Origin of the sequence: Parasphingorhabdus cellanae (assembly GCF_017498565.1) — a bacterium.
Classification (GTDB): Bacteria; Pseudomonadota; Alphaproteobacteria; order Sphingomonadales; family Sphingomonadaceae; genus Parasphingorhabdus; species Parasphingorhabdus cellanae.
On record NZ_CP071794.1, the window covers coordinates 1,022,099 to 1,036,779 of the forward strand.

The 14,681-nt window shown below is 51.8% G+C and carries 14 protein-coding genes; 6 read left to right on the forward strand and 8 right to left on the reverse strand.

Going from position 1 to position 14,681, the window contains the following annotated elements; translation table 11 throughout:
• The first annotated feature begins 169 nt into the window (after window positions 1-169).
• From J4G78_RS05095 to J4G78_RS05120, 6 genes are all read left to right on the forward strand, one after another.
• Window positions 170-1,006 carry an SDR family NAD(P)-dependent oxidoreductase gene (locus tag J4G78_RS05095; RefSeq protein ID WP_207989059.1) on the forward strand — a complete coding sequence of 279 codons (837 nt, stop codon included), beginning with the start codon at window positions 170-172 and terminating at the stop codon, window positions 1,004-1,006.
• Entirely contained in the window at window positions 1,003-2,430 is a 1,428-nt protein-coding gene (locus J4G78_RS05100) for an MFS transporter (RefSeq protein WP_207989061.1), read from the forward strand. Before J4G78_RS05095 ends, J4G78_RS05100 begins: the two co-directional genes overlap by 4 nt.
• 100 nt (window positions 2,431-2,530) lie before the next feature.
• Window positions 2,531-3,832, forward strand: coding sequence for an acyl-CoA dehydrogenase family protein (locus tag J4G78_RS05105; RefSeq protein ID WP_207989062.1), 1,302 nt, complete (start codon window positions 2,531-2,533; stop codon window positions 3,830-3,832).
• A gap of 15 nt (window positions 3,833-3,847) precedes the next feature.
• Window positions 3,848-4,933, forward strand: coding sequence for a Zn-dependent alcohol dehydrogenase (locus J4G78_RS05110; protein ID WP_207989064.1), 1,086 nt, complete (start codon window positions 3,848-3,850; stop codon window positions 4,931-4,933).
• A 23-nt stretch (window positions 4,934-4,956) separates the two neighbouring features.
• Window positions 4,957-6,018, forward strand: a complete 1,062-nt coding sequence (locus J4G78_RS05115) for a phosphotransferase family protein (RefSeq protein ID WP_243457231.1) — start codon at window positions 4,957-4,959, stop codon at window positions 6,016-6,018.
• 23 nt (window positions 6,019-6,041) lie between these two features.
• Window positions 6,042-6,836: an SDR family NAD(P)-dependent oxidoreductase gene (locus tag J4G78_RS05120; protein ID WP_207989066.1), complete on the forward strand. Its 795-nt coding sequence runs from the start codon at window positions 6,042-6,044 to the stop codon at window positions 6,834-6,836.
• A 3-nt stretch (window positions 6,837-6,839) separates the two neighbouring features.
• On the opposite strand, the gene J4G78_RS05125 is transcribed toward J4G78_RS05120, so the two are convergent.
• From J4G78_RS05125 to J4G78_RS05160, 8 genes are all read right to left on the reverse strand, one after another.
• Window positions 6,840-7,508 carry a hypothetical protein gene (locus J4G78_RS05125; protein ID WP_207989068.1) on the reverse strand — a complete coding sequence of 223 codons (669 nt, stop codon included), beginning with the start codon at window positions 7,506-7,508 and terminating at the stop codon, window positions 6,840-6,842.
• Window positions 7,509-7,619: 111 nt separating this feature from the next.
• On the reverse strand, window positions 7,620-8,135 hold the full coding sequence (locus tag J4G78_RS05130; protein ID WP_207989070.1) for a hypothetical protein: 516 nt from the start codon (window positions 8,133-8,135) through the stop codon (window positions 7,620-7,622).
• Between the two features lie 396 nt (window positions 8,136-8,531).
• Window positions 8,532-10,943, reverse strand: a complete 2,412-nt coding sequence (locus J4G78_RS05135) for a TonB-dependent receptor (protein ID WP_243457232.1) — start codon at window positions 10,941-10,943, stop codon at window positions 8,532-8,534.
• Window positions 10,944-11,257: 314 nt separating this feature from the next.
• Complete coding sequence (gene amtB, locus J4G78_RS05140) at window positions 11,258-12,592, reverse strand: ammonium transporter AmtB (protein ID WP_207989072.1); 1,335 nt, start codon at window positions 12,590-12,592, stop codon at window positions 11,258-11,260.
• A 16-nt stretch (window positions 12,593-12,608) separates the two neighbouring features.
• Window positions 12,609-12,947 (reverse strand): P-II family nitrogen regulator, encoded by a 339-nt coding sequence (locus J4G78_RS05145; protein ID WP_207989074.1) that lies wholly within the window; start codon window positions 12,945-12,947, stop codon window positions 12,609-12,611.
• A 139-nt stretch (window positions 12,948-13,086) separates the two neighbouring features.
• On the reverse strand, window positions 13,087-13,905 hold the full coding sequence (locus J4G78_RS18330) for a patatin-like phospholipase family protein (protein ID WP_207989076.1): 819 nt from the start codon (window positions 13,903-13,905) through the stop codon (window positions 13,087-13,089).
• Entirely contained in the window at window positions 13,902-14,114 is a 213-nt protein-coding gene (locus J4G78_RS05155; protein ID WP_207989078.1) for a putative signal transducing protein, read from the reverse strand. Before J4G78_RS05155 ends, J4G78_RS18330 begins: the two co-directional genes overlap by 4 nt.
• A gap of 2 nt (window positions 14,115-14,116) precedes the next feature.
• A complete protein-coding gene (locus J4G78_RS05160; protein ID WP_207989080.1) occupies window positions 14,117-14,677 on the reverse strand; it encodes a pyridoxamine 5'-phosphate oxidase family protein in 561 nt (186 codons plus the stop codon).
• Between the last annotated feature and the right edge of the window lie 4 nt (window positions 14,678-14,681).

The window sequence follows — 14,681 nt, forward strand, 5'->3', positions numbered from 1 at the left end:
CAAGGTTCAATGATGGCCTTACCGGAAATAGGAAAAAATATATCGCTTCAGCGCTATGCCGCCGATTCCGTAGCGGTAGGCTAATAAACTATCGGAATCAATTGACGGTCAATTCGCGATAGGCCTATGTTCTGAAGATAAAAATACCTAAAAAACAGGAGTGCCGAGGATGCGATTTGAAGGCAAAACCATCGTGATAACGGGTGGTTCGTCCGGCATTGGTCGCGGCGCTGTAGATCTGTTTTTGCGCGAAGGCGCCAAAGTTGTAATGGGTGACATCGACGCCGATGAAGGCACGGCGATGATGTCTTCACTGGGCGACGACTTTCATTTTCAAAAATGTGACGTGACCCAAGAAGACCAAATCAAATCGCTGATGGATAATGCGGTTGAGAAGACCGGCGGGATAGATATAGTTTTCAACAATGCCGGTGCCGGCGGACCGCGCGACGCAATTGATGAGATAAGCGGCGACGACTGGGATTTTACTATGGCATTGCTGCTAAAATCAGTCGCAATGGGTATCCGCCACGCTGCGCCGCATTTAAAGAAACGGGGCGGCGGGGCGATCATCAACACAGCTTCGGTTTGTTCTTTTCAAGCGGGCTTCGGTCCCATTGCCTATTCGACAGCCAAAGCCGGTGTGTTGCATCTCACCAAACTAGCCGCTGCTGAATTGGCGCAGTATAAAATCCGGGTGAATGCAATCTGCCCGGGCTTTATCCAAACCAATATTTTTGCAACCACCCTCGGCGCCAATAGCGACGAGAAAAATCATATCAATACCGCTCTCGGACAAGTGGCAGCAGGTGTTCAACCAGTGGCGCGCCCTGGTATTCCAAATGACATTGCCGAGGCTGTCGCTTACTTTGCATCGGATGCGGCTGGTTTCGTAACCGGCACTCATTTGCTCGTCGACGGAGGGCTGCTGGTTGGCACTCAAGCGAGCTGGGATCCAGAAATGCCCGGTCTGCTGGATGCCCTGCTGCCGGAGTCTATGAAATGAGTATCGCTCAACCTCTCCCGACAAAAACCAAACTGCTTTATGGATCGGGCTCCATTGCTTATGGGATTAAAGATAACGGTTTTGCCACCTTTCTATTATTTTACTACGAGCAGGTTGTAGGCCTCAGCGCTGATCTGGTTGGTCTGGCTATTGCCCTAGCTCTGATTGCAGACGCCTTTATCGACCCAGCGGTTGGGCAAATGAGCGACCGAACACGGACACGCATCGGTCGGCGACATCCATGGCTTTACGGAGCGACATTTCCGATTGTGATCGCATGGGTATTCTTATGGCACCCACCAGAAACAAGTCCGACGATGACATTTCTTTATCTCTTTGGTGTAGCCATGGCGGTGCGTATGGCTTTTTCCGCCTTTGAGGTTCCGGCTTTGGCTTTGTTACCTGAGCTTAGCCGAGACTATCACGACCGCACCGCCATAATGCGCTTCCGCTTTCTATTTGGATGGGCAGGAGGTCTGACGATCATGTTCATAGCTTATGCTATTTTCCTCGTACCCAGCGAAAATTACCCGGTCGGCCTTCTCAATAAAGATGGCTACCAAAATTACGCAATTCTTGGTGCCTTTATCATGTTGGCGGCTGTTCTGATTTCAGCAATTGGCACACATAAGCGCGTTGTGAGAGATTATCGCAGCACGAAAACTCATCCACCTACCGCAGAAACTTTTGGCCAGATCATGGAAACATTTCGCTATCGGCCGTTCCTTCTACTCATGCTGGCTGGCGTTTTTGCATTCACTAATCAATGGCTTGTTTTTGCTCTGTCACCTTACCTGTTTACGCACGTCTGGGAGTTCCGCCAGCCTGATTTTACTGCCTATTCGCTCACTCTTTTCGTAGCTGCGATTACGGCTTTTCTAGTTGTGACGCCAATCTCTAAACGGCTCGGAAAAGCAAAGGCAGCCTCGTTCCTGACGCTTGGCGCTCTTTTTATCGGTACAGCGCCTTATTGGTTGAGGATGGTAGACTTATTTCCTGCCCCAGGAGATTCACGTATGCTGCCAGTATTGTTCACTCTTCTGGTGGTTGCCACCGCGTCGAGTATTTCAGCAATGATTTTAACGATGTCGATGATAGCCGATGTCACGGATCAGCATGAGTTTGAAACAGGTAACAAGAGCGAAGGCCTGTTTTCTTCAGGCATGTTCTTCATGCAAAAAGTGGTCAATGGCATTGGTATTTTACTCGCCAGCCAAATCATCTCATTCATCAATATGCCAAAAAACGCTACACCGGGATCAGTAGACCCGGCGATAGTGGATAATTTGGCACTGATCTACGTTTTGCTGGCAACTATTATCGCGTTAATCGGGGCATGGGCCTACACCAAGTTCCCTCTCGGCGAGAAAGACCATGAAAACCGATTAGCCAAAATGGTAATGAATAATCAGGCTGCAGAATAAATCTGATCCCAATGACAAGTTTCCCTGTGGCAAAGCCAAGGATGCTCTGATAAGTTAATTGCATAGTTAAATTGAAATGCTTTCGAAAAAGGATGCGCGCATGGATTTTGATCTCACAGAAAAACAGGAATATTGGCGCAATCAAGTGCGCGAGCATATCGACAATCACGTCCGTCCCCGCGTGGCCGACTATAAAGCAGAAGATGAGTCTGGAGACCGCTGGAAAGTGCTCCAGGTTGTCGAAGAGGAAAAAGCAAAGGCAAAAGAAAAAGGCATCTGGAACCTTTTCATGCCGCCTGCAAACCCCAACCTTACGCATATTGATGATGTTTTCCAATTTGAGGGGCCTGGCCTCACCAACTTGGAATATGCTTTATGCGCCGAAGAAATGGGCCGCGTTGGATTTTCATCGGAAGTATTCAACTGCTCTGCGCCCGATACCGGCAATATGGAAGTCTTCCATCGCTATGGAACGTTGGAGCAGAAAGAGCAGTATCTTCGCCCGCTCATGAATGGTGAAATTCGCTCTGCGTTTTTGATGACCGAACCAGCGGTAGCGTCCTCAGACGCTACCAATATTGAAACCGCAATTGTGCGCGATGGCGATGAATATGTTATCAATGGCCGGAAATGGTGGTCATCTGGACTGGGTGATCCACGCTGTAAAATTGCCATTGTGATGGGTAAAACGAGCTTCGAAGGCAGCCGCTATACGCAGCAGTCCCAGATATTGATGCCGACCGACGCGCCCGGTGTAAACATCATCCGCCACTTGCCAGTATTCGGTTATGACGACGCACCTCATGGACATATGGAAGTTGAGATGAAGGATGTTCGCGTTCCTGCTTCCAATATCATCCTGGGCGAAGGTCGCGGTTTTGAGATCGCGCAGGGTCGTCTTGGACCTGGCCGTATTCATCACTGCATGCGTACAATTGGTGTGGCAGAAGAAGCGCTCGAGAAAATGGTCAAGCGTCTGCAGTCACGTGTTGCTTTTGGTAAACGCATTTCTGAACATAGCGTCTGGGACGAACGTGTGGCGCGTGCGCGGATCGACATCGATATGAGCCGACTGCTTTGCCTGAAAGCGGCTGATATGATGGACAAAGTCGGCAACAAATATGCGAAAGCCGAAATCGCTATGATCAAGGTCCAGGCGCCGACCATGGCACTGAAAATCATTGACGATGCTATTCAAGCCCATGGCGGGGGCGGCGTAAGCAATGACTTTGGATTGGCTCAGGCATATGCGCATCAGCGCACGTTGCGCCTTGCAGATGGCCCTGATGAAGTCCACAATCGGACAATCGCAAAAATGGAATATGGCAAATATGCCGAAACCGCTGAAGGCAGCAAAATGAAGGATGAAATTTCCTCGGGCGACCTTGCCGTTACGCGATAATAGGGGATCCGTTTTATGAAAGCAGCAGTCCTGGTTGAGGCGGGTAAACCGCTCGAAATAGAAGAAGTAAGTATTTCAAAGCCGGGACCGCATGAGGTGCTCATCCGGACAGCGGCTTGTGGGTTATGCCATTCCGATCTGCACTTTATTGACGGTAGCTATCCACACCCATTGCCCGCTATTCCGGGGCATGAGGCAGCGGGTATTGTCGAAGCGATTGGTAGTGAAGTTCGCACAGTTAATGTTGGGGACGCGGTCATATCTTGCCTTTCGGCTTTTTGCGGGCATTGCGAATTTTGCGTTTCGGGTCGTATGTCGTTGTGCCTTGGGGCCGATACACGACGTGCTCCAGATGATAACCCGCGCATTAGCCGCCCCGATGGATCGCCGGTTGCCCAAATGCTCAACCTATCTGCTTTTGCCGAACAGATGCTGATCCATGAACACGCATGTGTTCGCATTGACCCTGACATGCCCCTTGATCGTGCAGCGGTCATTGGTTGCGCGGTTACAACGGGCGCCGGAACAATCTTTAACGCTTGTAATGTCACGCCCGGGGAGACCGTTGCAGTTGTCGGTTGTGGCGGAGTCGGCCTTGCGACGATAAATGCCGCAAAAATAGCGGGTGCTGGCTGTATAATAGCCGCAGATCCGATCCCTGAAAAACGGGAACTGGCGTTGAAACTCGGTGCAACCGATGTTGTTGATGCACTTGCTGATGATGCGGCCGCGCAGATTATCGACAAAACAAAAGGCGGTGTCGACCATGCCATCGAAGCCGTAGGGCGTCCTGGATCAGGCGAACTCGCCGTTGGCTCGTTGAAACGCGGAGGCACAGCAACAATCCTTGGCATGATGCCGCTGGATCACAAAGTTGGCCTTGGTGCCATGGATCTGCTGGCTGGCAAAAAGTTGCAAGGCGTGTTGATGGGAGCGACCCGCTTCCCGGTTGATATTCCGCGCTTGGTCGATTTCTACCTCCGTGGGCTACTGGATTTGGATAGCATTGTTGCCGAAACGATCTCACTGGAACAGATCAACGAAGGCTTTGAAAAAATGAAAAAAGGTGATGCGGCGCGCTCCGTCATTACATTTGGATAGTTTAAGGCAGAGGACCGACCAAGATGAACCCACAAGAAGATATGACTGGTACAATGGCGGTGCCAGACAAAGATAAGCTGGATGAAGCCAGTCTATCAACATGGATGGAAGAGAATGTCGACGGCTTTACCGGGCCCATGGATATTACAAAATTTAAAGGCGGTCAGTCCAACCCCACCTACAAAATCGAAACCCCCGGCACGGATTATGTTCTGCGCAAGAAACCATTTGGCAAGCTATTGCCTTCGGCGCACGCTGTCGATCGGGAGTTCAGGGTCATTGCTGGGCTGCATCCAGCAGGGTTTCCTGTCGCGAAACCTTATGGTCTCTGCGACGATGATGATGTCATCGGCACCATGTTCTACATCATGGGCATGGCTGACGGACGTACACTTTGGGACGGTACATTGCCAGGCATGGAGCCTGATGACCGACGCGCGATTTATCACGAAATGATAGATACACTTGCCCTTCTCCATAGCTATGATCCTACAGAACTGGGCCTTGAGAAACATGGCAAACCCGGCAATTATTGCGAACGGCAGATTTCCCGTTGGACACAGCAATATAAATTGTCCGAGCTTGAAACCATTCCAGAAATGGATCAGCTGATCGAATGGCTGACAAAGACTATTCCGGAGCAAAAGAGTTTTGGAATTGTTCACGGTGATTATCGTCTCGACAATATGATTTTTGCGCATGACAAACCCAAAGTTATAGCAGTACTGGACTGGGAACTCTCCACACTAGGCGATCCGATTGCAGATTTTGCCTATTGGCTGATGGCCTATGAAATGGAACCGGAAGGCCGCAGCGGATTGAAAGGTGTTGATCTGGAAGCGCTAGGCATTCCCTCCCGCGAAGAGGCCATCGCCCGCTATTGCCAGAAATCCGGTATTGATGATCTGCCGCCTATGGATTGGTATCTCGCTTATAACCTGTTCCGGATTGCCGCAATTTTGCAGGGCATCCAGAAGCGTGTAGTAGATGGTACAGCAAATAGCGCAGCGGCTGCTGAAATGTCAGACCGCGTAACACCATTGGCACAGGCCGGATGGGAAGCGGCAAAACGCGCTGGCGCATAACTCAGACGAACAGGAGCGAAAGCATGGCGGATCTCAAGGATAAAGTAGCTATCGTCACTGGCGCTGGCAGCGGTATTGGTCGAGCGTCAGCGTTGCTCTTTGCTGAGCATGGGGCAAAAGTCATCGCCAGCGATGTTACCGATGAAGTGGAAGAGACGGCCAAAGGCTCTGATGGCGATATCATTGCAATCAAAGCGGATGCCGGATCCGAAGGTGATATCGAAATGCTTGTCGATGCGGCGGAGCAGAAATTCGGTGACCTGCATGTGTTTTTTGCCAATGCCGGCATCGGCGGTGGTTTTGAAGGTATCTTCGACAGCAGCGTTGCTGAATGGCAGGAAGTCTTGCGCGTCAATCTGATCGGACCATTTCTCGCAGCCAAATATGCAGGCAAAGTGATTGCTGATAGCGGCCATGGCGGCTCGATAATCTGCACGGCCAGCGTTGCCGGGATTCGGTCCGGTGCCGGTGGTCCTGCCTATTCCGCGTCCAAGGCGGGTGTGATCAATCTTGTCAAAGTTGCCGCGCAACAATTTGCTACAGCCAATGTCCGCTGCAACGCCATTTGCCCTGGTATCACGGAAACCGGTATGACTCAGTTTATCTATGATAAGGCCCGGGAAAAGGGCAAAGAAGACCGCCTCGGTTATCTCAATCCCTTGCGCCGCGGAGCCAATCCGATCGAGATGGCGGAAGTTGCCTTATTTTTGGCATCCGATAGATCATCTTATGTCAATGGTCAGGCGATTGCGGTAGACGGGGGACTAAGCGCTTCGCACCCGGTCACCCGTCAAGAATTTGGTCGCACTGCTGTTTAAAGCTTAGTTCGCGAAAGCGAGCTCACCGTTACCAAGTTGCACAAAATCCACTCGGCCATCGGTTGCACCGCATAGGAAAGTGGTTTGCGCTGTCCCCGACAATCCGCCTTCAACCCGCCAACCAGCACCATCGCGGGCAACCGATTGAATTTCAGAAACGCGAGCATCATTCCCTGCCTGTCGCTCAGCGGCATTGGAGCAGACGTTAATCGCATTATCCATCGAGCCGGTACCGCGATCTCCGCGATTGTCCGAGCGACGATCTGAACGGCGATCATCATAGCGCCGGCTATCACTGCGCCGGTCATAACGATAGTCACGATCATCATAACGGCGATCCCGCTTATTCTTTGACGCTGCGCTGGCAATGGCCGCAATGCCACCGATGATCAACACACCGGCTAGGACATCACCGGCATCCACCCGGTTGCGGTGCCGCCGATAGCCGCGACCATAGCCATATCCACGATAACCTCGATACCCACGGTAACCGCGATAACCACGCCAGCCTTCGGCCTTGTCGCTGTTCGCTGTCCAACCCAGGCTCTCTAGATCTATAATAGGTGCTGGTGTCGGTGCCGGATTAATCGGTGCTGCCATCGCAGGCGCAAATCCGGTAAATACCAGGGCCGTCGATGCAACAGCCGCTGAAATTGTCTTTTGAAAACTCATAACGCATACCCCCAGTTTCACTAGATTCTGTACCCTAGACTCCAGTGATATACCACAAATAGTTGGTTCAGCCTGTCGCCAGGCTGAACCATATTCTTATATCCTGTAACCTTAGTAACGATGTCTAAGGTCTTTCAGGCGTACTCCGGACACCCGGCGACCTTCAACGTAACAGGTAAACTTACCCCGGTCATAGCTGCGGCGATATCCGCGATAGCCATCTTTTACCACGATCCGCCCCTTGACCTTATAGCCATAGCTGGTGCGCTTGACGTCGCGGATCTGGGTCACGTCGGCCCGGCCATAATAGCTCGCCTTACGCTCGGCAGCCCGAACACATTTGTTTACAGCACGGCGCGGACGGATACGCTTACCATAGCGGCGGTCACGATAATGGCCATCGCGATAGCGACCATCACGATAATCGCGATCATAGCCCGAATAATATCTGTCTTTCTTGTTCGATGACAAAATCGCAGCCAGCCCGCCCAACACAACGGCTCCGGCAATTACTTCTCCGGCGCTGATCCCATCTCGATCATGATCTTTAGCCATGGCCGGTGTCGCAGAAACGGCCATCGCAGTTGCGGCAGCGGTTCCGATCATTGCTGTTTTAAGAGTGTTCATCTCCACTTTCCTTTTACTCATAACCCGAGAACTATTTTCGAGCTTGCGAAACCTTTTTAGGGAATCGCTCTTGAGTGGAGACTGAACTCTCTTGTCAGGAGTTGTTCAGGTTAATAGCATCTTTTATGAACAGATAAATCGCCATTTTCTGCGGCATAGCTGTTAAGTTTACAAAGTTTACAGACTATCATGACTATTCGCACATTATAAATTTCGACAGGAAATCGAATCCAATCTCTGCCAATTGCTTTCAATATGGCGGGACAGTTCCTGATCCCGCGGGGAGCTGAACCTTAGCACGAATCAAGACCTGTAGGACAGCCCTCGCGTTCACTATCCTTTGAAAAAGCCGGCAATGCTTCCATCACCGGCCTTTCAATATATCGCGTGGCTTGCCTAAAAGCCCTTGCGAACAGTCAAGCCAAATGTTCTCGGCTGACCAACCCGGAAGGCAGTACGTGCACGACCACCGCGCTCCCGGTCAAAGGATAACAAAGTATTTTCATCGAACACATTTTTCACATAGATTGTTACATCGAGCTGATTATCGAGTTTCACACCGGCGCTGAGATTGACGAGTTCATAAGCGGGCAATTTCAGATCAATGACAGTCGCTTCATCGCCTGTGGCCCCGCCAAATGGCAGGCCTGATACAAAAGAGCGTGGATTGTCGACCTGATCACTGGGTTGGGTAAACCGGCTGCCAACATGCTGCGCCGACGCGCTGACAAAGGCTTCACCAGCACCAATTGGCCAGCTGTAAGTCGCGTCACCAGATATCTGGAATTTCGGTACCGAAGGAAGCCTGTTCCCGTCTTCCACGCCGCCTAATATGTTTCCATCGCCGTCGACAACGGTGGAATCAAACTCCGCTTCAAGTATCGAACCAGACAATCCGATATCCAGACCCGTCAGCACTTCTGCTGACAATTCCCATTCGAGACCAAGCGTATGCGCTTCCGGCACGTTGAAGGTGATGCGCGAAGAGCAGGAGCCAGCATCCAGTGTCACCTGCAAGTCGCTGATATCGGTATAAAAAGCCGCAGCATTAAAGGTGATGCCGCCAGTCTGTGCTTTCACGCCAACTTCATAGTTCCACAGCGATTCATCGTCATAATCCTGAAATGAACCGAATATCGCCGCATCCTGCGGGGAACATAACGGAATATTCAGCGGATCATTGACCCCGCCAAGCCGAAAGCCCTGCGATGCCTGGGCGTTTACCGAAATATCGTCAGTGATGTCATAATTCACAAGCAATCGCGGTGTGAAGCCATCAGATGACGTTACATCAACCACGCCGCTATCACCGTTGGCGAACAAGCCGCCTGTGGTAATCATCCGCGTTTCTTCAAAGTCGTAATAGCGTCCGCCGGCCGTAATGGTCAGACTGTCGGTAAGATCGAAGCTGGCTTCCGCAAAAACGGCGAACTGCTCGATATCATAATCCAAATCGGAGTTAAACGGCGAGTCAGCGCCGAACCCATTTGCCGTAACCGATGGCAATGGCAGGCTGGTATCCGGATCGCCATCGCCGTCAAGAAAGATTGATCGCGCCGTTTGTGCGGCATCATATCCCGGAGTTGGTAGGCGTTGGCGATATTCGCGCGTAACAGAAGAATAGAAGCCACCAACAACCCATTGGAACCGACTCTCATTATCTGAAGCAAACCGGATTTCCTGTGAATATTGGGACAGATTGGTGGTATCCCGCAGGTTGGAAGGCAATAGTGCCGCTGCCTCAGGGAAACCCAGATCAATTGATACCGATCCCGTCAACGCGCTCGCATCGCGGCTGACCAGAATTTCGCGGTCGGTATAGCTGGTCACGGCAGTAAAGTTCACAGTACCCAGATCAGCATTGAAGGTCAGATCCGCAATCATGGTCTGATCTTCGAAAGCCTCGTCAAGCAACAGATATTGCTGCCGCTCGCCAAGCTGGATATCCGGCCGGGTCGTGGTGAAGGGATTGGCAAAGACGTTGAAGACTTCTTGGCGGTTGAACCCATCAGATTTGATTTCCTGATACACGATCCGCGGCGTGATCGTCATACCTTCAACTGGCTGCAATGTCAGCGCCACCCGGCCGCCATAGCGTTCCCCGCTATTCACATCTTCCTCGGACACTCCGCCTTCACCCAAGGCTTCAATAAACCCGCCAAATTGCGTGTAATAGCCGACGGCACGAAGGGCCAGTTTATCTGCGATCAGTGGCACGTTGACCGCGCCTTTTAGGCTGTATCCCAGATCATCCGCGTCCACGAGATTAATGTCTCCCTCGGCAACAGCTTCCAATTCATTCAAATTGGGTTGATTGGTAATATAGCGTATGGTGCCGCCGATAGAGCCAGAGCCAAAGAGCGTACCCTGTGGGCCGCGCAAGGTCTCCACTCGGTTGAGATCAAAGAGATCAAGGTCCGGTGTAAACAGCGACAACGAGATCACCGACTCATCAAGATAGACGCCGACCTGCTCTTTCACACCAGGCTGGTCGCGAACAATTTGTCCCGCCGATACGCCGCGGATGGCGACCTGGCTCTGACCGGGGCCGAGATTCTGAATCGAGAGACCCGCGACATTGCGAGAGATATCTTCCAGTGTGGTCGCACCGCTTTTTTGAATATCCGCCGCTGTCTGGGCGTTGATGGAAAATGGAATATCTTGAAGATTAGCGTCCCGTTTTGTGGCCGTGACGATAATGATATTATCATCCGCCTCTGCCGCTTCCTCAGAATCTTGAGCCAATGCAGGTTGCGATGCCATGGCAAAAGCCAATACGGACAGACTTGCAAATTTTACTGATTTCATAGCTAAACCCTCTCAATATGTTCTGCTGTGATGACCTTTATGGTCAAGTTCACAACCGAGGCTCTTTGGCCCACAACCGTATTAAAATCGGATTTTACATTGATGGGAAGGCGAAACTCTCGTTTTCCCTAGTATTTTTGACAGGGCGAGGTTTTTTGTGATGAATTAGTCACATATCGGACCTATTCATCCGATTTGGACAAAAAAAGGGCCGGGATGTTTTCACATCACCGGCCGTAAAGGTGTTGTTCTCAGGAGGAACAAGTGGAGGTGCCGACCTCAATTATGGGAGGAGATGGCCGGCACCAAGCTGGTTATCCTTTGGCAAATTCCGGGTATGCTTCGACACCGACTTCCGCGATATCCATACCCAGTCGTTCGTCTTCCTCGGAAGGACGAACACCAATGGTAAATTTCAATATGAGCCAGACGATGGCGCTAAGCACGAAGGTGAAGGCGCCGATGGACACAACGCCCAAGGCCTGCACGCCGAGTTGCTCACCAACGCTCAGCGTGACACCGTCGACTTCTGATTGCGTGTTCCAGGCGACGATCAACGTGCCCCAGATGCCGGCCAACAAGTGAACGGGAATGGCGCCAACCACATCATCTATTTTAAGCTTATCAAGCAATGGCACCGCAAACACTACGATTAACCCGCCAACACTACCGATCAGGATCGAAGCAGGCACCGATGGTGTCAGTGGTTCTGCCGTGATCGATACCAGACCAGCCAAGGCACCGTTGAGCGCCATGGTGACATCGATCTTCTTATAGAGGATTTGCGTCAGGATAATCGCTGTCACCACACCGCCAGCAGCAGCCATATTGGTGTTGACGAAAATCTTCGATACATCGCTGACATCGCCAATCGTACCCATCGCAAGCTGTGACGCGCCGTTAAATCCGAACCAACCAAGCCACAGGATAAACGTACCCAATGTTGCCAGCGGGATATTGGAACCCGGCATGACCGTGATTTTGCCATTCACATAGCGCCCCAGACGAGGTCCAATGATGAGCGCGCCAGCCAAAGCAGCCCAGCCGCCAACAGAGTGAACAAGCGTGGATCCGGCAAAGTCACTGAAACCGCGTTGATCGAGCCAACCTGTGCCCCACTCCCAGCTACCGGTAATCGGATAGAGGAAGCCGGTCAGGATCGCGACAAAGATCATGAAGGGCCAGAATTTGACCCGCTCAGCAATCGTGCCAGATACGATCGATGCTGTGGTCGCACAGAAAACCATTTGGAAGAACCAGTCCGATGCTACCGAATAACCTGTCTCAACATCGGCTTCACCGACGGCTTGCATGCCATAAGGCCCGAAGCTGCCGATCCAGCTGGCGACATCTGTGTACATCAGATTGTAACCTGTGACCCAGAACATGATCCCGGCGAGCGAATAGAGGCTGATATTTTTCAGGCACTGCATGGAAACGTTTTTCGAGCGAACCAGTCCGGCCTCCAGCATAGCAAAGCCGGCAGCCATCCACATGACCAGAAAACCGCCAATCAGAAAGAGCAGCGTGTTAAAAATATAAGCAACGTTGGCGCTCGGGTCAGCCACTTCAACGACTTCTTGCGCCAATGCGGGCGACGCCATCCCCATGGCCGCCAATCCCGCAGATAGTGTTAGAATTTTTCTCATTATCAAACTTCCCTGTTTAAATCGCGGTGTCGCCGGTTTCACCGGTCCGAATACGAACGGCATCATCCAAACCCATGACGAATATCTTGCCATCGCCAATCGACTCCGTGCCCGCAGCGCTCTGAATCGCTTCAACAGCCTGTGCAGCCAGTTCACTGCTGCATGCGATTTCCAATTTTACTTTGGGAACCATGTTGGTGGTATATTCAGCCCCGCGATAAACTTCGGTCTGCCCTTTTTGACGGCCAAAGCCTTTTACTTCGGACACGGTCATGCCTGCCACGCCAATTTCTGTAAGCGCGTCCCGCACATCGTCGAGTTTAAATGGCTTAATTATGGCAATGATAAATTTCATTTTGCCCCCTTCTTGTTACCGGTCAGTACTTCGCAAGGGGTGTGCCAGAATCACAAACTGCTGGATTCATACGATAATGTGATTCTCAAATTCTAAACAAAGGGTAAATTTTGTGCAGGCTGACAGGATTGCCTAAATTTTAGGCAGCGCTTTGTTCGATCCTCTTCAGAATCTCGGGAATGATCGCAGCGGTCTCGCGATGGCCGATTTCGATCAATTCATCTGCCTTGGTGAAGTTCTGCATATCAATGTGACCGACGGGTGGTGACAGGGCAAAATCTGGCGGATCCAATGCCAGTGAATAGCGCCCCAAATTGCGCAATGACAGCCCAATGGAAGCCTTCACTATGGCAATGCTGTTGGGATATTTTCCATCAACGCGGCTAATTCCCGCCATTTCAGCGCGATTGATGAAGTCATCCTGAAGATTAACCGACAGGCACAGCGCATCAGGCGCCATTTCCCGCGCCGGGGAAACGGGTACCGGTAAAGCGGCGCCACCATCAACCAGCAACCGACCTTCATATTCCACGGGCTTGAAAATACCCGGCAAGGACATGGATGCGCGAATAGCAGGCACCAACTTGCCGCTGTTCATGATGATCGTGTCACCGGTCTTCAGGTCAGCAGCAACAGCCGCGACCGGGATTGACAGATCAGCAAAACTCAGGCTGCCGAGCTGTTCTTCGAGTTCTTTTTCAATTGTCCGCGCGCCCATCACCGCGCCGCGTTTGAAATGCGGGTCCATGAAGCGGAGCAAGGTTCGAAAATTCGCGGTGCGTGCGGTTTCCTCAAGATAATCGAGCTTTCCAGCCGCAAAGCTGGCCCCTGCTATTGCCCCGATGGATGTGCCGGAAATAGCGGCAATTTCCAGCGGTGAATCTTCAATTGCGCGCAATACGCCGATATGGGTCCATCCGAGACCGGCACCGCCGCCAAGAGCCAGCGAAAGCTTCATAAGGCAACATCCTCCGCCAGTATCGCTTTCGCCTCAGCCAAATCCTCGTCGAGCACCATCACGCGAGCGGGCAAGGCAATCCCTGCCCCCTCGACAATATTCACCCCGCTATCGAAACAGACCGCACCAATGCCAGCGGCCTCCAGCCGGCCGCGGATGATTTCCGCTTCATAGCCATGCATGTGACGGGACAGTTCAACCAGGCTCATCTTTAGCCATCCCCGCCCAGATACCGATCGGTCGCGCGGGTTGGCAGGCCGTCAATGCTCTGCACCCGTTCAGCGGTCTTCTCCATCCATTTTTCCGGATCGGACTGTCGGTGATATTTGACCAAAGTTTCGCGCTCTGATTTCAATTCCATCTGCGGGACGCCCCAGCCGCAGCTGGTTTGCACATTATCCACCGCGATATCGAATATCTGCCGCGTCCCGGGCAAAATCTCGAAATGGGCCGCCAGTTCATCCCAGCCTTCATCCTGCGGCAAGACCGGCTTTCCGGTCCCGTAAAGCCGCATGATCAGCGCTGGATTGGCGAAATTATTGAACATGATCGTCACCCGGCCATCGGCGATCATATGCGCGTGGGTTTCATTGCCGGACCCGCCAAGATCGAGATAAGCAACGCGTTTTGGTCCCAGCACCCGAAAAGCATCATAGCCTTTGGGAGACAGGTTGATCCGGGCATCAGGCGCAGCCGTTGCCACAAAGAATATCGGCTGTTTCGCAATAAAAGCCGAGTGGTCATCATTCAGCGCATCGAAAAAATCAGCCATGGTC